This window comes from Microcoleus sp. Z1_A1, from assembly GCF_036700305.1.
Taxonomy (GTDB): Bacteria; Cyanobacteriota; Cyanobacteriia; order Cyanobacteriales; family Microcoleaceae; genus Microcoleus.
On record NZ_JAUBOR010000059.1, the window covers coordinates 1 to 22,524 of the forward strand.

Here is a 22,524-nt window from a genome sequence, read left to right on the forward strand (position 1 = left end):
ATTTTAGATTTTAGATTTTAGATTTTAGATTTTAGATTTTAGATTTTAGATTTTAGATTTTAGATTTTAGATTTTAGGTTCTAGATTTTAGATTTTAGATTTTAGATTTTAGGTTTTAGATTGTAGATTTTAGATTTTAGATTTTAGATTTTAGGTTGTAGATTTTAGGTTGTAGATTTTAGATTTTAGGTTGTAGATTGTAGATTGTAGATTGTAGATTTTAGGTTTTAGATTTTAGATTTTAGAATTGAAGAAAGCGACTCCACTGATAAATCCGGGGGCAAGTGAAGAGGATTCGGAGCTTTTTTCTCGCTCCACGGATGAATCCGGGGGCTTGTCACCAAATTGCTTGATTGTCACCCGTCCTTTACTTAAGCTTTAAATATCTTTATCTTTTCTTTACAAAAATGCTTATAAAGTGTAGCATATTCACTGATGACATCGAGCTATAAATCTATCAATATAAATCTATTAGCTCTATCCTTATACAACTTATAAATCAGCGGTGCGCGCAAGACTTGTTAATTTTTTTCAACTGTATCCAGAGCATCTTGCTTTGGGATGCAGTAGTTTCCATAGTAGTTCGCGGAGAAAGATTTGTGATGTGTTTGCAGTTTGCAGGTTTTCGGACAGACTGCCAAGTGAAACAATCATGATTCGCAAACCTTTGCAAATGCAGAAAAAATGTAAATTATTGCAACACAATTTCAGTGTTCTCTGCAAGATTTACCGGATGATGGCAAGAGATTATTGGCAGGTACTCAGACACGGATCAAAGTCCAGCGACCTCACAAAAAACGTTCGGAGTGAGGCAAAGCCGTGAATTATAAAAAGAAAAGATTTACTCTTTTAATAGCCAACGATGACGAGGATACGCGCTTTTTGGTGAAGGAAGCACTGGGAGAAGTTCGATTTGAAATTACGAGCGAATTTGTGGAAAATGGAGAACAAGTTCTAGACTACTTGTACCGTCGTGGTCAATATGTTGGTAGCAGCAATTGGCATCAGCCAGACTTGATACTTTTGGATCTGAATATGCCGAGGCTGGACGGGCGAGAAACACTAAGTTTGATCAGAGCTGACCCTCATTTGCAACAAATTCCGGTTGTAATACTCACAACTTCCCACCGCAGAGGAGATATCTTGCTTTGCTACCGCTTGGGAGCCAATTCTTTCATATCCAAACCAGTAACTTTTGAAGGATTGCTGGAAGTAATGAAGACTTTATGTGAGTATTGGTTTGAGATCGTTTCACTCCCACCGGATATGTAAGCTTTAATGGAGCGCTAAATGCGTAGTTTGAGTGTATAGTGAATTTGATAAGCGGAAATATTTGCCGATCGCAAGTATCGCTATCAAAACAAAAAAGTTGCCTTCGACTCGCTCCGAACGCTATAGTTGTGTTAACACGTAACCAATGTCTGAAAATTTTGTTGGTTGAGGATGACCTCGGAGATCCGACAATGATCGAAGACCTTCTAGGGTCATTCAGCGAGTCTCTATTTCTTCTCCAAACTGTTAAGTCTCTGGAGATAGGAGTTGGGCGTCTGGAAGTAGACAAGTTTGACGCCGTACTATTAGATTTGTCACTGTCAGACAGCTTGAGGGGAAGCGAGGCGATCGCAGTTTTGAAAGGGCGATGGCCGACATTGCCAATTGTGGTGCTGACAGATATCAACGATGAAAATATTGCCCGCTCAGTATTGCGCTGGGGCGCTCAAGATTGTTTGGTAAAGGGAAGATTTCACCGAACTCTGCTGGTGCGGGCTATCCATTACGCGATCGAACGCCAGCAAATCGAAGAACAATTGCGGCAGCAGGCTCTGCGACAGCGGCTGTTGGGCAAAATGATCGAACATATTCGATCGTCAATAGATCCGGCAAACATTCTCCAAAGTACCGTCGCAGAAGTGCGCCAATTTCTCCAAACAGACCGCGTTTTAATTTATCGCTGTCAGGATTGGGTGTCTCAATTGGACGGGGAAGAGCAAAAAGGTGCGATCGTCGCAGGTGACGGTTTGCCAGAAGGTTATATTGAAAACCAAAATATTAGTGCTGCTTTGGCGGTGTCATGCTTTGTTTTAGTCGAATCCCAATCGGTACAAGCAATAGCAGATGTCAACACTGCCCCCTTGGCTGGCAGTTGCAAAGAATTGTTGACAGATTGTGAAATTGCAGCAGTTATCAGCGTACCAATTTGGCAATCAGGCGACTGGGAAACGGCAAAAGAAACACAAGAAGCCAGTGTTTGGGAAGTCGAGAACAATCAAGATGCAGCGGAAAATTATATCTGGCACCAGGCGAGTGGCAAACCGCAGGCCCAGGGTAAAAATTTGCCGGATTCGATCGCAGAAAATGGCAATAGTTTGTGGGGAATGCTGACAGCATACAATTGCAGCGGTGTCAGGGAATGGCAACAGTGGGAAATAGATTTTTTACAGCACTTGGCAAATCAAGTGGCGATCGCGATCGAACAATCTCAACTTTACCGCAAGCTAGCAATAGCCAATCAAAAATTGCAGCAACTGGCAACTACTGACGGACTGACTGGCATTGCCAATCGTCGCCAGTTCGATCGAGTTTTGAGCTTAGAGTGGCGCAGATTGGCCAGAGAGGAACTGCCGCTGTCTTTAATTATGTTTGACATCGACTTTTTTAAACTTTACAACGAGTTTTATGGGCACCTCGGCGGGGACGATTGTTTGCGCCAAGTTGCCGGGGCGATCGCCAGCGCCACCAACCGGGCTGGGGATTTGACTGCCCGCTACGGTGGCGAAGAATTTGCCCTAGTGCTGCCCAACACTAGCGCCGAAGGGGCAAACGCTGTCGCCCAAAAAATTTGCGACGGCATCGCCAGCTTGAAACTACCCCACGCGCGATCGTCGATCGGCCCCTACGTTACCCTCAGTTGCGGCATTGCGACAGCGATTCCTTCTGCCCGGGAATCTCCCAATGCCCTAATTCGCAGCGCTGACAGCGCCCTTTTTAAAGCCAAAACCGAAGGCAAAAATCGCATTTGTCACGCCAGCAGTAACTCGGAATCTTCCCCGATTGTTATGTAAAATTTGAAGGTAATTTGTAATATCGTGTTTGATTTTTCACTCACAACTCATAACTCATAACTTATATTGTTGACCTTGGCATCAGAATAATTTTTTGATATCATGTCCGTTCGATTGACCATAATATCACGGTCGGGCGGGTTTTTGAGATTGTTAATTATTAGCAGATATTGTTGGTGAACCCGCCCCTACCTGATTTCTGCTAATCGACCGGACATGATATTACTTGTTTAGGAACAGGCTTTTCGGCCTGTTCCACAAGAAAATTCTCTCTTTGTGGAACAGGCCGAAAAGCCTGTTCTTGAGAAGGGTGCCAGATGTGAGATATTGCCCATTTCCGCTTTCCAATTACCAATTGCTAATTTATTGCCCCAAATTTGAATTCCTACCAGTTAAATTCGGCCGCACTGGAATTTCAATTAAAAACTCCGCTCCCTCACCCGGTGTCGAAATACAGCTCAATCGGCCGCCGTGGCGATCGACGATAATCGAGTGAGAAATCGACAGTCCCAAACCCGTACCCTTGCCCACAGGTTTAGTCGTGAAAAATGGGTCAAACAGCCTCGATCGCACTGACTCCGGTATCCCCCCCCCGTTGTCGGCAATCGATACCGCTACGAAGCCCCCAGCCACCTGATAACTGCGAATAGCGATCGTGCTGGGATGTCGATCGCACTCCTCGATCGAACGCTGCTTGTCCCGTTCTTCCAAAGCATCGATCGCATTAATCAAAATATTCATAAATACCTGATTCAACTCGCCAGGAAAACATTCAATTTGTGGCAAGAGTTGGTAGTCTTTAACTATCTGAATTTCTCCATGACTGCTGTGAGATTTTAACCGATTTTGCAAAATCATCAAAGTGCTATCAATTCCCTCGTGAATGTTAACCGACTTCCCTGCGGACTCGTCCAATCGGGAAAAATTACGCAACGATTTCACAATCTCGACAATTCGCTCGGTTCCTACTTGCATCGAGTTAAACAATTTCGGGAAATCCTCAACAATATAATCCAAGTCTATTTCATCAATTTTATCCAAGACTTGGGCCGGAGGATGAGGACAGTAATGCTGGTAAACTTTAATCAATTCCAGCAAATCTAAAGTGTAATTGCGAGCCGGACTGAGATTGCCGTGAATAAAGCTAACGGGGTTATTAATTTCGTGAGCAACACCAGCAACTAACTGACCCAAACTCACCATTTTTTCATTTTGAACGAGCTGAGCTTGAGTCGTTCGGAGCTTGTTAATAGCTGCTTCTAACTCTAGCGCTTTTGAACGTTCTCGCGCTTCCGATTCCTGCAAAGCTGACTCGGCTTGTTTGCGATCGGCAATTTCACTTTGTGCTTGCTCAAACAGCATTGATTGCTGGATCGCGATCGCCAACTGCACGCTAATTTGTTTGAGACACTCGACCTCAATTTCCAGCCAGCGACGGCGGCCCGCGCACTCGTGGGCAATCAATAGCCCCCACAACTTGTCGCCTTGCAAAATCGGCACTACCAAATTAGCTCGCACCTGAAATTGACTTAATAAATTAATGTAGCACTGGGAAAGACCTGCTTTGTAAATATCATCCACAGCTAAAGGGCGACCGTCTTCGTAAGCCGAAGCATGGCTGTCTTCAAAGCACGAATCTTTAATAGTTATTCCCTGAATCGACTGCCAAGTTTCGCCCACCGACTCGACTGTTATAAAACCGCTCCAATCGGGATTAAAACGATAAATAACTGTCCGGTCTGTTTGCAAAAACTGCCGTACCTCAGCAACAGTTTTTGTCAAAATTTCTTCTAAATTGAGAGAAGATCGAATGCGTTCCAGCATTTTTACCACCAGGCGTTCGCGCTTTAATTGCTGGCGCAAGATAGCCTCAGCAAGTTTGCGAGAGCTAATATCTTCAATCACACCAATTAAGTAGCTAGGTTCCCCAAACCCATCCCGCACTAAAGATACAGTCATATTAGTCCAAACAAATGAACCGTCTTTGCGAATAAAGCGTTTCTCAAGGGAATAATTACAAATTTCCCCAGCTAACAGTCTGTCGCGCGACTCGACATCTGCTGCTACATCTTCGGGGTGAGAAATGTCCCCAACATTTCGCGATTTTAGCTCTAATTCTGAGTAGCAGACAATATTGCAAAACCCTTGATTTGCATTCAAAAATTGACCGTCGCGCCACACTTTGACAATGCCAATCGCCGCTTGTTCAAATACAGCTCGAAATCGCTGTTCGCTTTCTTGTAAAGCAATTTCTGCTTTTTTGCGATGGCTAATGTCCATTGCCGTGCCACACAGCCGGACCACCTGACCCAACTCATTTTTAACAGCTTTTCCTTTAGCGTTAACGTGCCTAATTTCTCCTGATGGAAAATAGATGCGGTGGTCGATATCGTAAGCTGTTCCTTCAGTCACTGCTTTTTGTACAACTTCTGCAAACCTTTCTTTGTCATCGGCATGAATTTGCTCTAAAAGTTCTTCCATTGTCGGCGGCCGATTCAATTCTCGACCGTAAACTCGAAACAGTTCTTCCGACCAAGTAATAACTCCTGTCTCCCTATCAAATTCCCAATTGCCGATGCGGGCTATTTTTTGCGCTGCTTGCAACTGTTCGGCAAGTTGTTGCAAAGATGCGATCAACTGCGTTTTTTCGGCTTCTGCTGCAACGCGGGCGCTGATATCTTTGTGAGTGCCTGTTATCCGCAGCGGCGTACCCCATTCGTCGTACTCGACGACCTTGCCCATCGCCAGAATCCACTGCCAATTGCCCGCTTTATTGAGCATCCGAAATTCAAATTCATAGATATCAGTCTCACCTTCCAAATAGGAATTTAAACATTCCATTACCTTCACTCGGTCTTCGGGATGCAGCAAAGTTTCCCAACATTTGAGGTTATTTTCAATTTCGGTTTCTGCATAGCCTAGCATTGATTTCCAATAAAAGTCGAAATAAGTTTCGCCAGTAGCTATATTCCAATCCCACAGCCCCAAAGAGCTACCGGAAACCGCCAACTGTAATCGCTCTTGACTGAGTTTTAATGCCGATTCGGTGCGTTTTATTTCTGTGAGGTCGGCAATTATGGCTATCATTCCTATCGGTTGCTTAGCGCTATCTTTAATGCAGTTAGCCCGCAAAAAAGTTTCTATAATATCGCCATTTTTACTCTTGATTTCAATTTCACTTTCCCAGGAAAAACCTTTCCGCAGCACCCTAAATAACTTTCTCAAGTCTTGAGATTTGGGGTACATTACTGCTGGGCCGCCGGCATTATTTAGTTCCTCCACTGTATAGCCGTAGCGCTGAATAAATGCTTGATTATGATAAACGGAATAACCGTCTAAATCTGCGATCGCGATCGCATCACTAGCACTGTCTACAGCTTGAGTTACTAGGCACAGAGTCAGTTCGGCTTGTTTGCGATCGGTAATATCAAAAATCGCTCTGTCGAGCCACAAAACCAGCCCTTCCAGATTGTAAGTTGGCCTACCTCTTTCCGACACCCACCGCACCGCTCCGTCATCGCGAACAATCCGGTATTCTAGATTGTACGGCTGTTTCGACTCTACTGCTGCGCTGATTTGTCGATCGACCATTTCCTTGTCTGCCTCGTGGACAATGCTCGCAAAACTTAAGCCGTTGTTGCGAATAAAATCTCCAGCAGGATACCCACTAATTACCTCAATTTCATCGCTAATAAATACCATCGTCCACTCAGCATCGTACAAGCTGCGGCAGATAGCGCCAGGGATATTCTCAACGAGCGATCGAAATCTGGCTTCGCTCTCCCGCAAAGCTGCTTCAGTCTGCTTTAAATCAGTAATATCCAGCACGATCCCTTCCCAAACTATATCCCCTTCCTGCCCTATTTTAGTCGCAAAATCAACTCGTTCCGGTCTCGAAACCCCTTGCATCCACTTAAGTTTTCCCGACGGTACAATCGCCCGCCATTCCTGCTGCCATGGCTGCATATTTGCCGCAGAAACAGCAATAGATTCTTCAAATTTTTGACAATCATCTGGATGAATAAAATCAAAAAGTAGTTGAGGATTATGCTGAATATTTTCTGGCTCCAATTCATATAAATCGATGCTCCCCGAAGAAATATAAGGGAAACTTTTTTTTCCGTCTGTTGAGAGACGAAATTGATAAATTATTCCCGGTAAATTGGCTGCAAGTTGCCGAAGTCTAGCTTCGCTTTCTTGCTGCGCTAATTGTTTGCGCCTATCCTCAGTGATATCTCGAATTATCCCGACGAGATTTTTACTGCCATCGCTATTTTCAAATACAGTTTTTTTAGTAGACAAAATGTGCTTTGCACCGCGGCCGTCCGTAAATATTTCCTCGCTCTCGTTTTCTTCCCCCGTCCTAAAAACTTGTTCGTCATTCTGCCAAAAAATCTCAGCTTCTTGTCTTGGGAAAAAGTCATAATCCGACTTGCCCAGCAGTTCCTCGCGCTCCTTGCCGAGCAGCTTGCAAAAAGCATCATTTAACAGTATCCAGCGGTGCTGTTCATCCTTGACAAAAAGTGGGTCTGCCACTGCATCGATTGTATAATTCAAAAACTTTTTACTAGCTTCTAGTTCGGAAAGTGCTAAAATTTTATCGGTAATATCATTGATAGTTCCTGTCGTCCCCTGCGCCCCGCCGTTCTCGCCCCAAAGAAAAAATTCTTGCACTTCTACCCACCGAATTTCGCCATTTTTTGTAAGATATCGAATTTGATAGCAATTGGATGTTTCTTGATTTTCGCTCAGACCTGTCAACGAATTTAAATATTGGTATTGATCCTCAGAATGAATGTAACTCAAACAGGAAGTTCCTAAGCTTTCATCAACGGTAAATCCGGTGATTTCTGTCCAAGCCGGATTGAGAAAAGTCCAATTGCCCGCCGTATTTGTTTCAAAAACAACTTCTTTGATATTGTCAACAACCTGCTGGTATTTTTCTTGACTTTTTTTCCATTCTGCTTGCCGTTTCTGGCGGGCGATCGCGCACCTGAGCGTCCGTACCAGCAGCCGGCTGTCTACCTGTCTTTTCACCAGATAATCTTGGGCGCCGGCGGCAATTAACTCGACAGCTAGTTCTTCGTCATCAGCCGCTGTCAGAATGACGATCGGAGTATTGATACCGCAATCTTGAAGTCGGAAAAAAGTATTAAATTTTGGGCTGTCAGGAAGTGAAATATCTAATAAAATTACATCAAAAATTTGCTCCCTTAAAATTTCTATCGCTTCACGAAAGCGAACTACATTGGTCACATCAATTAAGTGTCCTAGTTGGGGTTCAGACAGCAGTTCTTGAATGAACTCTGCATCTTCGGCACAATCTTCTACTAAAAGAATTTTTAAACTAAGCGTTAAAGTTGACTCAAACACAGATGTCATACCATTTTAGATTTTAGATTTTAGATTTTAGATTTGGAATGACTGATGACTGATGACTATCGCGGTTTGGCTGTTGCGTAAACTAGCATTTTTTTTACGGGTATCCTTTTGCTATTTTTTAGTAATTATAAAATCTCAGCAGCGGATGCAGCTACCTAGCTGATGATTGGGGAACTTGAAGCACACGCTTTAGAGTGCGCTGTGTGCTTGCAGACCACCCAGATTTATTTGTAGAATTGAGTTGTTCGCTGCAAGTTGTCCGCCTGGCCCCAAACCTAGTGGCCCAAAACTATTATACTCTTACCAATATTGCAACTCAACTCTATTTTAATTTACAACCTTTGGCAGGGGAATAGCAAGAGGCAAATCAAAAGAACGCGGATTAATCAGGATTGGCATTGCTGATAGCCTTTGAAAATTTAGATTTTAAATAGCCGTTTAAAGCTTGCCTAAAGTTAAAATATTTGTTTTTGGAATAGTCTTACTAAGCTAGGAGAATTACCGTTAATTTACAAAATCCGCTCTGAGATTGTGTCCGGTTAATAGCCCGCAATTAGCGCTTGTTTGTATTGAGCAATGCAAGTCCTCTCTTGAGCGAGTAACCAAGACTTGCATTCCATGCTACAAATTTAATTACAAACTTAATTATGGTTGTCTAACCCGACACAAGTTAACTCAGTTGAGTCGCTCAATTTGTCTGCGGTTTGGGCAGCACAACTGTAAACACGCTGCCTTGACCGACATTGCTGCTAATAGCAATTTCACCGTTAAAAGGTTTTAAAAGTTCAATACAAGTATAAAGTCCTAGACCAGTTCCTGTTGGTTCACCTTCCGTTTTTGCCTCGCCTTTAGGCGGCTTGGATGTGTAAAAAGGATCAAAAAGTTTTGGCAAATCTTCAGATGATATGCCGCATCCCGTATCTGCAATATCCATGTATATGTTCGAGTCGTCTTGCCGCGTCACGATAGTTATTTCTCTGCTTTTCTTTTCCCACATAGCATCCATTGCATTATTAATTAAATTATAAAATACTTGAGAAAGATAGGAATAAATCAATGGAATACTGTCAATTTCTTCGTCATAAAAGTATTTTTTTCTAATTTTATTTTTAAAATATAGGTTGCCTTCCAATAGCTGAATTTCTCGCTGCACTAAATCGTTGATATTCACCGGGTGCAAATCTTGCTTTTGCTCGTTGCGGCTTTTCATCATCAGAGTATCCATGATCTGATTGATTTTTGTGACTGCTTGAAAAATATACTTAGTATAATTAAACAGAGAGTCTTCTTGAATTTGTGTGGCTTTTGTTTCAATCAAATCGACGCTAGTCTGAATCACTTGCAGCGGACTTTTGAGGTTGTGAACCATGCCCTGAGTCAAACGTCCGATGATGGCTGTTTTTTCCTGGTTGATTAATTGCTTGGTTTTTTGTTCAACAAGTCTTTCCAGGTTTTGGTTGAGGTGGGCAAGTTCGAGGTTTTTTTCTTCGAGTTTTTTTTGCAAGCTGCGGATTGTCAAGTGGGTTTGAATCCGGCTCAAAACTTCTTCGTGCTGGAAAGGCTTAGTGATGTAGTCAACTGCTCCTGTCTGAAAGCCTTTTACTTTATCAGGCGTATCGGAAAGGGCGCTCATAAATATGATGGGAATATCTTGCGTTGACGCGTCTGCTTTCAAGCGTCGGCAAGTTTCAAAACCGTCAATTCCTGGCATCATGATATCCAAAAGAATCAAGTCGGGATGAATGTAGTCAATTTGCTCGATCGCACTTTCGCCGTCTAGAGCCACTAATACTTTAAACCCGTAATTCCTTAACAACTCGAAAAGTACGTCAAGATTTGTTTGGTTGTCATCGACAATTTGTATGATGCTTCTTTCGGAATTCTTATCGTTCATATTCAAGGGAAATATTAAAATTTTTGATTTTTGATTGGTGGTTTGTGAGTTTAAATCGGATTCAAGTGATTTTCTGCGGCTCTAGAAATCCGGTTGCTTCATAGATGCCTTTATTTGCAATCACTATTTTCTTTTGTGGGCGGGATCTGGGGTCCAACCCCTACTCGCCACAAGAAATTCAGTCTCTGTGGAACAAGCCGGGAAGCTTGTTGCTGACCATGGTGCAAGATCAGAGATTTAACTGATTTTAAGTTGTCTGTTAGCTACCGTCAATTTTAGGACAAATGTTGCTTCAAAAAATCTCGAATTTGCTTGAGCTGAAATCCTTTAGCAAGTTGGCGCAGGTGATGAACGAAAGGCACTAATGTCGGCTCAGAATGTTCGAGTTTAGCAGTTTCTTCCAGAATAGCTTCAATATCGCCCATTGCAGCCAATCTTAACAACGCCAAGACTGACTCTGAGGCAGGAGACACCATCGTTGAGTCAGCAGCAGCAATCTCAGAAGATGCTTTGGCAGTTTGATCTGTCCGCTTTCTGGTTTGCGATCCTTCTTCGTAAACCCATTCTAGTCTCAAATGCAGGCGCAATAATTCTAAAAGCTCATTAGTTTGAATCGGCTTGGTGATAAAATTATCGCAACCTGCAAGTATGCTCTCTTGCTTGGTAGTCTCGTAAACGTTAGCGGACAAAGCAAGGATAACCGTATCTTTTAATTCCGGCAACTGTCGCAGCCGCCTGGTAGCTTCCCAACCGTTCATTACCGGCATCAGCAAATCCATTAAAATTATATCCGGTAGAAATTCCTGTGCTTTGTGCAAACAGTCTTCGCCGTCTGTAGCTTCTGCAATTTCAAAGCCTAAATGAAAAAGCAGCCTGTGCAACATGGCGCGATTTACTTCGTGATCGTCCACGATTAGCACTTTCCGCTGGGGGCCGATAAAACCTACAAGCCGCCTTTTTTCTTGTCGGGAGGGAAGTTCCGAACACTGCGCGACTGCGGGTAAGTCTAGATCCAACCAAAATATGCTGCCTTTGCCGGAGGTACTTTGGACGCGAATTTGGCTGCCCATCATTTTGACTAATTTTTGGCTGATGGAAAGTCCCAGTCCCGTACCTTCGACGAAATTGTTATGATCGCCCACTTGATGAAAAGGCAAAAATATTTCTTCTAATTTATTCTGAGAAATGCCAATGCCGGTATCTTCGATTTGAAAGCGAATTTTAGGGGTAGGGGAACGGCCAGTATTGTCTGTTGTCACCTCGCGCGTTTCTGTTGTTCCCAGCGGCGGGTTAGACATTTGCTGCGCGTCTAAATTAGCGGTCAAATTGATTGTTTTAGGTGCAATTTCCGCTGTCCAAATCGAACTTTTGCTGTTGGTTTGATGATAATTATCGGGGAAATTTTCTGCATAACCGACTTTGAATGTAACGCTGCCGCTGTTCGTAAACTTAACGGCATTGCTGAGCAAATTAATCAAAACTTGACGCAACCTTTTTTCGTCTGCCAAAATGCCATCTGGCAGCGCTGACACCTGCTCGTAATTAAAGGCAATTCCTTTTTGAGCAGAGCGCATCTGGAACAAATCAATAATACTTTTAACAAAACTGGAAAAATGCAGGTTTGTCAGAGACAGATCCATTTTACTAGCTTCGATTTTTGAGAGGTCTAAAACATCATTAATCAGCATCAGCAGGTGGTTGCCACACTGGTGAATGTTGTTAAGACTTTCCTGTTGATCGGCGGTAAAGTTTTTATCGACTTTTAGCAGTTGAATGTATCCCAAAATCCCGTTCAAAGGCGTCCGCAATTCGTGGCTCATGTTCGCGAGAAAGTCGCTTTTAGCGCGGTTGGCGGATTCGGCGGCTTCTTTAGCTAATTGCAGGGCGGCTTCTGCAAGTTTGCGATCGGCAATTTCGGTTTGTGCTTGTTCAAATAGCATCGATTGCTGAATGGCGATCGCCAACTGCACCCCCAATTGTTTTAGGCACTCTCCCTCCAATTGTTGCCAGGGACGCGGGCCCGTGCAGTGGTGGGCAATTAACAGCCCCCACAAGTTTTCGCCTTGCAAAATCGGCACTACCAGATTCGCTCTCACGTCTAGCCGAGTCAACAAACCCAAGTGGCAGTCGGCTAGGCCCGCATTGTGAACATCTTCTATGGCTCTAATTCTACCGTCTTGGTAAAGATGAACGTAGGCTGCCCCGAAACAGGGGTCATAAATTTCCATTCCTACAATTGGTCGAACATTTTCGGCAACCGACTCAACAGCGATAAACCCGCTCCAATCAGGATTGAATTGATAAATAATAGTGCGGTCTACTTGCAAAAAATGACGCACTTCTTCGACACTTTTGGTTAAAATTTCTTCAAGATTTAGAGAATATCTAATGCGTTCCAACATGGCTACTGCCAACTGTTCGCGCTTTAATTTTTGTCGCAAAATTAATTCCGATTCTTTGCGTTTTGTGATATCAGTAATTACTGCAATCAAGCCGATTGAATTACTATGAATATCTTGAATACTGTCGGCTCGCACCAGAGCAGTTACTGCTTCGTTGCTCTTAGTTTGCAGTGCAACTTCGCCACACCAAGAGCGACCTTTGCGAAGGCTTTTATAGATTTGTTTGTAATTTTTATGCCGGACATACAGCGCGGTCATATCGCCAAGATTATTGAGTTCTTCCACTGTGTAGCCGTAGCGCTGAATAAAGGCTTGATTGTGATAAATAGACCGCCCTTTCAAGTCGGCGATCACGATCGCATCGCTGGTACTTTCGACGGCTTGAGTGACCTGCAGTAAAGCTAATTCTGCTGCTTTGCGATCGCTAATATCCGTCATCGAACCCACCATCCGCAGAGGGTTTCCGGCTTCGTCCCACACTGCTTGAGCGCGGGCGAGCACCCACTTATAGCTACCGTCTTTGCACTGCAAGCGGTATTCGGCGGCGTAATTGGGGGTTTGCCGATCGAGATAACCTTGGATCGCTGCTTGCACTCGTGAGCGATCGTCTGGATGGATGCGATCGATCGATGCGCTGTTGGTGCTGTCGATTTCGCCGTCTGTGTAACCGATAATTTCTTGCCAGCGGGCCGAGCGAAAAGCTTCATTTGTTTGAAGATTCAGATCCCAAATTCCGTCTTGATTGCCTTTAAGAACTAACTGCCAGCGTTCTTCACTTTTACGCAATTCTTCTTCGGCTTGTTTGCGCTGAATATGATCGCCCAACTGAGTCGCTACAGCCTTGACCAACTCTACTATACGCGGTTCCATAATCGAGCGATCGCGCTTGCAGAATACTAAAACTGCCAGCACCTTTGAACTAGCGTGAATTGGCACTCCGAAACAAGCTTTCAATCCGACTGATTTCGCCATTTGCGATCGGGCAAAAAGATGATTTTTGGCTAGAGAAATATCTTCAATCCATTCTACATTTCTGGTTGACCAAATCCGTCCAGGTACTGCCACTCCGGCGGCGAATCTAATTCTTTTACTTTCGCGGCCGAACCTATCTAAATCGCGATCGCTAGCGTACCAAGTTTCGCTATGTTCCAAACAACTACCGTTAGCAGTCGGTATCCAAGCTTCCGCAAAATTCCAGCCGATCGCATTGCACAGCAACCGCAGAATTTGCGGGAGGGCGCTGTGAAAATCGGCAGACTGACTAATAGCTTGAGTTGCGGCCAGCAACAGCTTTATTTCATCTTCTGCTTGCTTGCTTTCGGTAATATCAGTTGCCGTGCCGAGAATTTGTTTTAACTTACCGTCTGCTGTTTTGGCAAATACAGTATCTCGGCTAACCATCCAGCGCCAAGAACCATCCTTGTGCCTAATTCTGTATTCAATTTCAAAGATATCCCCTTCGCTGCCTGTTTCGACTTGCTGTAAATAATCAGGCATTTTGATTAAATTTTCGGGGTGGATTAAAGTTGACATCATCCACGGCCCCATTGCCTGAATTTCCTCTACTGTATAGCCAAGAATGTGGTAGATAGAAGCGTTCCCATAGATATTTTTTTTTTCAATTAAGTCACAAACATACAAAATATTAGGAATTGCCCCAGCAATTTGCTGAGCGAATCGCTGGCTTTCCCGCAGTGCTGCTTCTGCTTGTTTTCTTTGAGAAATATCGCGAACAACGCAAATAGTTTCTCCGCCGGCTAGCATTGTCAGCGATACATCGAGAGGGACTTCCGATCCGTCGCGGCGGCATCCTACTGCTTCGGTGCTGTAAGAACCTTTCTGCACTAAAGTCGGCAGGACTTCTTGCTCGAACCTTTGCAGTTCTGCACCTTGGTAGAATATTTTCCAACTTTTACCTAAGATTTCTTCGAGAGAGTTGTAACCGTAGATATTGAGTCGTGCTGCGTTGCAATAAATCACCTCTTTGTCGGCACTGAATATGGCGATACCTTCGGAAGCAGCCGCCATTGCTGCTGCTTGCCTGTGGAGTTTTGACTCGAAACGTTTGCGATTGGTGATGTCGCGGACGATCGCGATAATTTCGTCATCCGTGCAGAAAACAATTCTCGCTTCAAAATCGTACAGTTCATCATTAACGGGCATTTGATATTCTACAACTTGAATCTCGCCAGTGGCGATCGCTTGTTGATGGCCCGACAAGATTTTGTCAGCAAAAGCAGCAGGCAATATGTCTTGTGCTTTTTTGCCGATTAGTGCTTTTTGCGGTAGGATATTATCGAAATCTTTTGCAGGTTTGAAGTCTACAAAAGTGCCGTCTGCCCGACAGCGAAATATCATGTCTGGTATCGCATTTAAAAGAGCGCGGTTGGTGGCTGCGCTCTTACGCAATTCAGCTTCAGCTTGCTTGCTAAATGTAACATCGCGAGCCACGGCATAAATCAAACCTTCTTCTGCAAACGGCGATGCAGTCCACGACAGCCATTTATAAGTACCATCTTGGCAAAGATAGCGGTTTTCTAAGCTAATAATCGGGTGGCTTTTTTTAAGTTTTTCTAATTCCGCTACAGTAATTTCTAGGTCTTCTGGATGGACTAATTCTATCAAAGGTTTGGCTAAGATTTCATCGCTGCTATAACCCAATACATTTGACCAAGCGGGGTTTAAGCGTTTGAAATAGCCGTCAAAACCTGCAATGCAAAGTAAATCCAGCGAGAGATTAAAAAATCGATCGCGGTCTTGCTGGGTTTGTTTCAATTCCGTAACATCCATCACTAAACCGTCCCAAACTATATCGCCGTTTGCTTGCTTTTCTGGCTTCGACGCGCCTTGAAGCCATTTCACTCGATCTCCCATAACTTGCCGCCACTGGTGTTGCCAAGCTTGCTGAGTCGCCGCTGAAGTTGCCATTGATCGCTGCAAGTCTGAGATGTCGTCTGGGTGAACTGTTGCAAAAGCCAAACTGGCATTTTCTTCTATTTCTTCTGGCTTTAAATTGTATATCTGCCAACTGCCAGAAGAAACGTAAGTAAAAGATGTTTTACCATCTACATAAAGCCGATATTGATAAATCATTCCCGGCACGTTGTCCGTCATTATTTGAAATCGAGCTTCGCTTTCCTGCAACGCAATTTGCTGGCGTTTGTATTCGGTCACATCTCGCATTGTTCCAACCAACATTTTAGTCCCATCGGTTTTTTTAAATACTGTTTTTTTAGTAGATATAATGCGTTCTTGACCACCGCTATCTGTAAAAATTTCTTCTGTTTCCTGAGCAAGACTTCTTTGCAATACTTGCTCGTCTTGTTGCCAAAAAAAAGCCGCTTGTGCTGGGGGAAAATAATCGTATCCTGACTGGCCAATCAGTTCCGATCGCCTTTTTCCTATCAAATTGCAAAAAGCATCGTTTACAACGATCCATTTGTGCTGATCATCTTTGACAAAAATTGGATCGGGAGTAGAATTTATCGTGTGATTTAAAAACTCTTCTGATGCTTTTAATTGAGCTTCGTAACGGTAGCGATCGCTCACGTCCAAGACTACTTTAATCAGGCGGTCTATCGAGCCGTCTAGGGCGCGGATACAGCGAAGGTAAACTCTAGTATAAACGGTTTTTCCATCTTTTCTGCGCCATCTTTGGTCTAAAACATAGCCTTCACTCTGCCCTGCCAAAATTTTATTTAACTGCTCTAAACTAGACTGCAAGTCTTCAGGAAAAACCCACATTTCCCAATTCTCATGCCAAAAATCCTGGCGATCGTATCCCAGTAAATCGCACAAAGCATCGTTCACTTCCAACCACTCGCATTTTTCGGGTGCTGAGGGGGAAATAGGAGGAGCGAGAATGGCAATTCCGACGAGAGAATTCTCGACTACCGAGCGATATTTTTCTTCGCTTTTTCGTAAAGCTTCTTGGTTGTGCTGTCGCTCGACTGCGTAGCGAAGCGATCTAATTAACACTTCGCTGTCAATTTTTCGCTTGACTAGATAATCTTGAGCTCCGGCTTGGATTGACTGCAGGGCAAGCTCTTCATCGTTGCGGGCAGTCAGTACGACAATCGGAGTATTTAGACTATATTCTTGTATTTTGACAATTGTATTTAAGTCTTGGCTGTCTGGCAGCGAAAGGTCTAGTAAAATCACATCAAAATGTTCGCTGACCAAAAGTTCCTGCGCTTTGCTCAGACGGTCCGTACAACTTACTGATAGCCTTTGGGGTTCGGCTCTACTGGCGTTTGTTTCTAATAATAATTCTTCAATCAGATCGGCTTCTGCTTGATTGTCTTCGACCAGAAGAACTTTAAAGCCGTTTCGCTTTGCGGGTGGGCTCAAAACTGATATCATATACCTTGTTTTTTGTCATAAGGCAGTTTAGCCACCTATTATAGCATATAAACAATTGTATAGCCACAAAATCCGCCGTTCCCAGTTGAAAACTATTTGGTTCAACAATTACAATGCACTCTATCTTAGATGTTGAACGGTTCTCAATAACTGGCTTTCTGGCCCATTTCAGAAAGAGTAAATTTTCTTGGGAGGGTTTCTTATAACCAGCTCTTAAAAGGCTTATTGAAAATGATATAATATCTGATATCTATGCGATTGTGTTTTTCCTCTAAGTAGGCTAACGCAATCAGGGGTAAATTTTTTAAGGTTTTTAGAATCTCGGTGTCAGGAGGAAACTAAGCTGCATAGTATTTTTTGAGGCGATCGCCCCTGTCACCCGATTTTAGATTTTAGATTTTAGATTTAGTCCACAGATGAATCGGAGAGGTTGAACTAGAATCTCCTATTTTTGGTGACTCACGACTCCTATCGGAAAGTAAGTATCGGTTTTTGGGCGGGTTCAGCCGATCGCGCGATCGAACCCCACCGTTTCTTGCCCTTGGATTCCGCTACCAACACAATCCCAGCGATATCCCCGCACCAATGAGCGCTCAACGCCAAAAAAGCGGTGAGAACTATCTTCGTTATTCATATTTTTACCACTTCTTTTATAATACCTTACATAAACTCATTCCTGCAAATTCTTTACGTTTTGCAATCAAATCAAATATCTCCACAGGCCTTGCTATTTAGCCAAAAAGTGATAATCTTGAAGTAGAGGCAATCGAAAACTCGGTTGATACAGCCTAGGAAAAAATCAGAGAACTTTGGTAGCCAAATTACAATTCCCAATAAACTGTCCTTTGTTTACTGTGCTTTGACCGAACTGAGATGAAGTTGAGAGGAAAAAAGCCATGATCGAAAAATTAGCAATTGATCAAAAACCCGGTGTAATTCCCAAAGAAAAAGCCTTAGTATTGTTATTTGATGAAGTCGGCATCGCCGACATCCCATTAGTAGGCGGTAAAAATGCTTCTTTGGGCGAAATGATTCAACAATTAACCAGCCAAGGAGTCAGAGTTCCCAACGGATTTGCAACTACAGCATACGCTTACCGGTACTTCATCCAGTCAGCGGGTTTAGAAGCTAAATTGCGCGAAATTTTTGCCGATTTAGACGTAGAAGATATGCAGAACCTGCGACAAAAAGGCAAGCAAGCGCGGGCACTGATTCTCGACACACCATTTCCGCGAGAACTCCAAGCGGCGATCGCCGATGCTTACGAAAAATTGTGCGATCGCTACGGCGACAGTACAGACGTAGCAGTGCGTTCCTCCGCCACCGCCGAAGACTTACCAGACGCCAGTTTCGCGGGACAGCAAGAAACCTACCTCAACGTCCAAGCTTGCGCTGGCGTTCTCGAATGCTGTCACAAATGCTTTGCTTCCATATTCACCGATCGCGCGATTTCCTACCGCCAACAGCGGGGTTTCGACCACTTTGAAGTCGCCCTATCAGTCGGCGTCCAAAAAATGGTGCGATCGGACTTAGCATCCTCCGGCGTCATGTTCAGCATCGACACCGAAACCGGATTCAAAAACGCCGTATTAGTCACCGCCGCCTACGGATTAGGCGAAAACGTCGTCCAAGGCACCGTCAACCCCGACGAATACTTCGTCTTTAAACCAACATTAAAACAAGGTTTTCTCCCGATTTTAGACAAACGTCTCGGCACCAAAACACTCAAAATGGTGTACGATATCGGCGGTTCTAAATACACCAAAAACGTCTCCGTCATCGCAGCAGAAAAAAACAAATTTGCCATCCAAGATGATGAAATTTTGCAACTAGCAAAATGGGCAGTAGTCATCGAAGAACACTACTCAAAAGTGCGCGGTACTTATACCCCGATGGACATTGAGTGGGCAAAAGACGGCAATACCGGCGAATTGTTTATTGTCCAAGCGCGACCCGAAACAGTACAATCTCAAAAGTCTGCTAAAGTTTTGCGAAACTACAAATTGCAAGGCAGCAGTGCAGTTTTGGCAAAAGGACGCGCCGTTGGCGAATCAATCGGACAAGGCAAAGCCCGCGTGATTTTAGACGTTCACAGAATTGCTGAATTTCAATCAGGAGAAGTTTTAGTTACCAACAAAACAGACCCGGATTGGGAACCGATCATGAAAAAAGCAAGTGCGATCGTCACCAATTCCGGTGGGCGTACTTGTCACGCCGCCATCATCGCCAGAGAAATGGGAATTCCCGCCATTGTCGGCACCGGCGATGCCACCCAAATCTTGAAAAACGGGCAAGAAATCACTGTTTCTTGTTCCGAAGGAGATGAAGGCAAAGTTTATTCCGGTTTGCTTCCTTTTGAAATTCAAGAAACTGCGATCGAGAATTTACCCCGCACCCGCACTCAAATTTTAATGAATGTCGGGAACCCAGAAGAAGCCTTTGGTTTATCAGCCATTCCTTGCGACGGCGTAGGCTTAGCGCGGTTGGAATTCATCATTGCCAATCACATTAAAGCACACCCGCTGGCACTGATTCACTTTGACGAATTGGTGGATGAATCAGTCAAGGAAGAAATTGCAAACCTGACAGCACTTTACCAACACAAACCCGATTTCTTCACCGACAAACTCGCCCACGGAATTGCCACAATTGCCGCCGCATTTTATCCAAATCCAGTTATCGTGCGGATGAGCGATTTCAAGAGCAACGAATATGCTAATCTTTTGGGCGGGCGGCAGTTTGAACCCAAGGAAGAAAACCCGATGATCGGGTGGCGCGGCGCCTCTCGTTATTACGACCCGAATTACCGCGAAGCTTACGCTTTGGAATGCAAAGCATTAAAGCGAGTTCGCGACGAAATGGGCTTGACAAATGTGATTCCGATGATTCCATTTTGTCGCACCCCGGATGAAGGGCGAAAAGTGTTGGCAGAGATGGCAAAACACGGTTTAGTCAAGGGCGAAAACGGCTTGCAAGTGTATGTGATGTGCGAATTGCCAAGCAATGTCATATTTGCTGACGAATTTGCCCAAGTTTTTGACGGATTCTCGATCGGCTCTAACGATTTAACTCAGCTAACATTAGGATTAGACCGGGATTCTGCTTTAGTCGCACACATTTTTGACGAACGGAATGAAGCTGTCAAGCGCATGGTAGCAATTGCCATTAAAGCCGCCAAAAAGTACGATCGCAAGATTGGAATTTGCGGTCAAGCGCCCAGCGATTATCCTGAGTTTGCTCGTTTCTTGGTTGAGTTGGGAATTGATTCGATTAGTTTGAATCCCGATTCAGTTTTGAAGACTTTGTTAGATGTTGCTAAGGTAGAAGGTGCGGGTTCGCTGATGGATTTAGCGGGGGATATTGCTAAGGTTTAACCGTTTTGGTTTTGGAAAGCAACCGGGTTTCTCAAAAAGTTTGTGGGATGGGCGTCGGGCCCGTCCAAAAAAGACGGGCCCGACGCCCATCCCACAATAACAATTAAAATTGTAAGTTATTTAATTCGCCCTCCTCAGCAGCCAGCTAACGGTTAACACAGGGGCGGCCTAGTTTGAGACTTGATCGGGAACTTTTCTTATTTAAAACCGTCTTTTCGGGGAGGGTTTTTTGTTGCCATAGCCTAAATCAAAACAAATATTCTCCACATAAGCTCTGAAAAAGTGCTAACTGCTCTCCTAATTATTTTCATAGGTTTAGCTCCCTCGCTGCTGTCTTTGTGGGTGATGCGCTATGCCCAGAGCCAAGCCCGCGATAGAATTGCAGCCGCCAGACTTGCGGTAGCGAATAGACCAATCCGAACTCAACTACCAACTGCCGATCGCACTTACATACAAAGCCTCGGTTATGCTATCGGCGATATCACTTGCGAGTATAACGCCCGCTCAAATTACATTCGCTGCGCTGTCAATCCTTCTGGGCCCTGTCAAGATTGTCGGTACTACCAAGCCCGAACCCTTGACGCTCGCGGTGAAAAGATATAGCTTATATTGGTGCTTGTATCTACGTCTATTTGCGGATGTAATAATCAATGAGTTAAGATGTACTTACGTGTAATGATTATTGGTGAAGCTTGTTTTGGACGACCCACGCCCAAACTCAGCAGTTAAAACCTAATCGAGCATTATTGCTTGGTTACAGTTGCCATAACTGGCGGATTGCGATCGGTGTTTTTCTAGTTGATGACTTACGATCAGAAACCAGGTTTAGATGATAAATTTTGGTTAGACGACGAGAAATCTAGTCATAAATTGGTTTTCCTGTCTCCTGAGCGTAACTCCTGCAGTTAAGAAAATTAGCCAACAAAAATCGTAAATAGCTGAGGCGCACATCTCCAAATCCGTTTCTCCAAAACATCATGAAAAATTCTGCACGAAACATTGTCCCGAGCATTTATCTTAAACAGAAACCAGCTCGAAGACTCGTTTCTTGACAGTTTGAGAATTTGCTTGTGGGGAGCACTAATCTGTTTTTGCGATCGTAGCGAAACAGTCTCAAACCTAGATTGCTATGTCCAGACTCCAAGTCATGAATTTTTAAGAAGCTTCGTCGATACAGGGTATGCCAATTTCAATTGAATCTCATATGTTGCACCATTTTCAAGAATAGGCTTTCTGGCCTGTTCCACAACAAGTGAATTTTCTTATGGGCTGGGCAGGAGAACCCCCCATAGAATGGTTATTGAGAATGGTAAAAGATATCAGTTGAATAACACTTCGGGCACAGTCGCCATAATTATGTGACGGCTATCACTCCCTAATTAATGTGTGGTTGCTATTGTGAACAGGGCTTGCACAGCCAAACCAAAGAAACCGAGTTGTTTACCGGGAGCGAGGGCTGCAAAGAAGTCTTTTCGTCCCTCAAACCAGGTTTATACGTCTAGAAATAGTGAGTTTTATCTGCCAAGTAAAGTGCATTAGACGAGGTACAGAAAAGCTCATCAAGTAAATTCTTGAGAACTCGTGTTCTTATCTACTGCGCGAGGTAAGAGCTGTGTAACAGATACACTCGCGATCCTAAAAGAAAAAAGTCGAAGGCAAAATATCACCCGATAGAGAGATTATTGGGATTTAAACACCAAATCCTCAGTTCTTCTGCCGGCGCTATTTGCAATGCTATTAAATATCCATATAGCACTGCTTTGTGCTGAGTAAAATTGGCTTTTTGCTCTGAATCTCAGTCAAGCAGCAGAGCCTCTTACTCTGCAATTAAGCCTTTTAAATAGGTGATAATAATCATCGGGAAATGGGTATATCATCTACAATTAGTGAGACTATTTTACCATGCAAAGCATCTGCAACAAACCAATTTTTATCGCCCCAAAAATAGGTGAGTCCACCACAAGGATTGGGGGCGCAAAATCCCGAACAACAGTAACTTATCATCAGAAAAAACCAATAAAACAAGTAAAAACAGTAGGGGCAATCCC

At 43.9% G+C, this 22,524-nt stretch carries 8 protein-coding genes; 4 read left to right on the forward strand and 4 right to left on the reverse strand.

What is annotated here, in order from left to right; translation table 11 throughout:
- Positions 1-819 precede the first annotated feature (819 nt).
- Positions 820-1,272: a response regulator gene (locus tag QT973_RS24390; protein ID WP_333056994.1), complete on the forward strand. Its 453-nt coding sequence runs from the start codon at positions 820-822 to the stop codon at positions 1,270-1,272.
- Positions 1,273-1,400: 128 nt separating this feature from the next.
- Complete coding sequence (locus QT973_RS24395; RefSeq protein WP_333056996.1) at positions 1,401-3,062, forward strand: diguanylate cyclase domain-containing protein; 1,662 nt, start codon at positions 1,401-1,403, stop codon at positions 3,060-3,062.
- 363 nt (positions 3,063-3,425) lie between these two features.
- Here QT973_RS24395 and QT973_RS24400 read toward each other — a convergent pair whose 3' ends face one another.
- From QT973_RS24400 to QT973_RS24415, 4 genes are all read right to left on the reverse strand, one after another.
- On the reverse strand, positions 3,426-8,444 hold the full coding sequence (locus QT973_RS24400) for a PAS domain S-box protein (protein WP_333056997.1): 5,019 nt from the start codon (positions 8,442-8,444) through the stop codon (positions 3,426-3,428).
- A 688-nt stretch (positions 8,445-9,132) separates the two neighbouring features.
- A complete protein-coding gene (locus tag QT973_RS24405; protein WP_333056998.1) occupies positions 9,133-10,338 on the reverse strand; it encodes a hybrid sensor histidine kinase/response regulator in 1,206 nt (401 codons plus the stop codon).
- Positions 10,339-10,613: 275 nt separating this feature from the next.
- Positions 10,614-17,102: a PAS domain S-box protein gene (locus tag QT973_RS24410; RefSeq protein ID WP_333392380.1), complete on the reverse strand. Its 6,489-nt coding sequence runs from the start codon at positions 17,100-17,102 to the stop codon at positions 10,614-10,616.
- A 502-nt stretch (positions 17,103-17,604) separates the two neighbouring features.
- Positions 17,605-17,736, reverse strand: a complete 132-nt coding sequence (locus tag QT973_RS24415; RefSeq protein ID WP_333057001.1) for a hypothetical protein — start codon at positions 17,734-17,736, stop codon at positions 17,605-17,607.
- 262 nt (positions 17,737-17,998) lie between these two features.
- On the opposite strand from QT973_RS24415, the gene ppsA reads away from it, so the two are divergent.
- Positions 17,999-20,476 carry a phosphoenolpyruvate synthase gene (gene ppsA, locus QT973_RS24420; protein WP_333392382.1) on the forward strand — a complete coding sequence of 826 codons (2,478 nt, stop codon included), beginning with the start codon at positions 17,999-18,001 and terminating at the stop codon, positions 20,474-20,476.
- Positions 20,477-20,758: 282 nt separating this feature from the next.
- Positions 20,759-21,079 (forward strand): DUF6464 family protein, encoded by a 321-nt coding sequence (locus QT973_RS24425; RefSeq protein WP_333057003.1) that lies wholly within the window; start codon positions 20,759-20,761, stop codon positions 21,077-21,079.
- Positions 21,080-22,524: the final 1,445 nt, after the last annotated feature.

Excerpts from the sequence above, each read along its gene's own strand:
- QT973_RS24400 (WP_333056997.1), bottom strand. The coding sequence starts at position 8,444 with ATGACATCTGTGTTTGAGTCAACTTTAACGCTTAGTTTAAAAATTCTT.
- QT973_RS24410 (WP_333392380.1), bottom strand. The coding sequence starts at position 17,102 with ATGATATCAGTTTTGAGCCCACCCGCAAAGCGAAACGGCTTTAAAGTT.
- ppsA (WP_333392382.1), top strand. The coding sequence starts at position 17,999 with ATGATCGAAAAATTAGCAATTGATCAAAAACCCGGTGTAATTCCCAAA.
- QT973_RS24415 (WP_333057001.1), bottom strand. The coding sequence starts at position 17,736 with ATGAATAACGAAGATAGTTCTCACCGCTTTTTTGGCGTTGAGCGCTCA.
- QT973_RS24405 (WP_333056998.1), bottom strand. The coding sequence starts at position 10,338 with ATGAACGATAAGAATTCCGAAAGAAGCATCATACAAATTGTCGATGAC.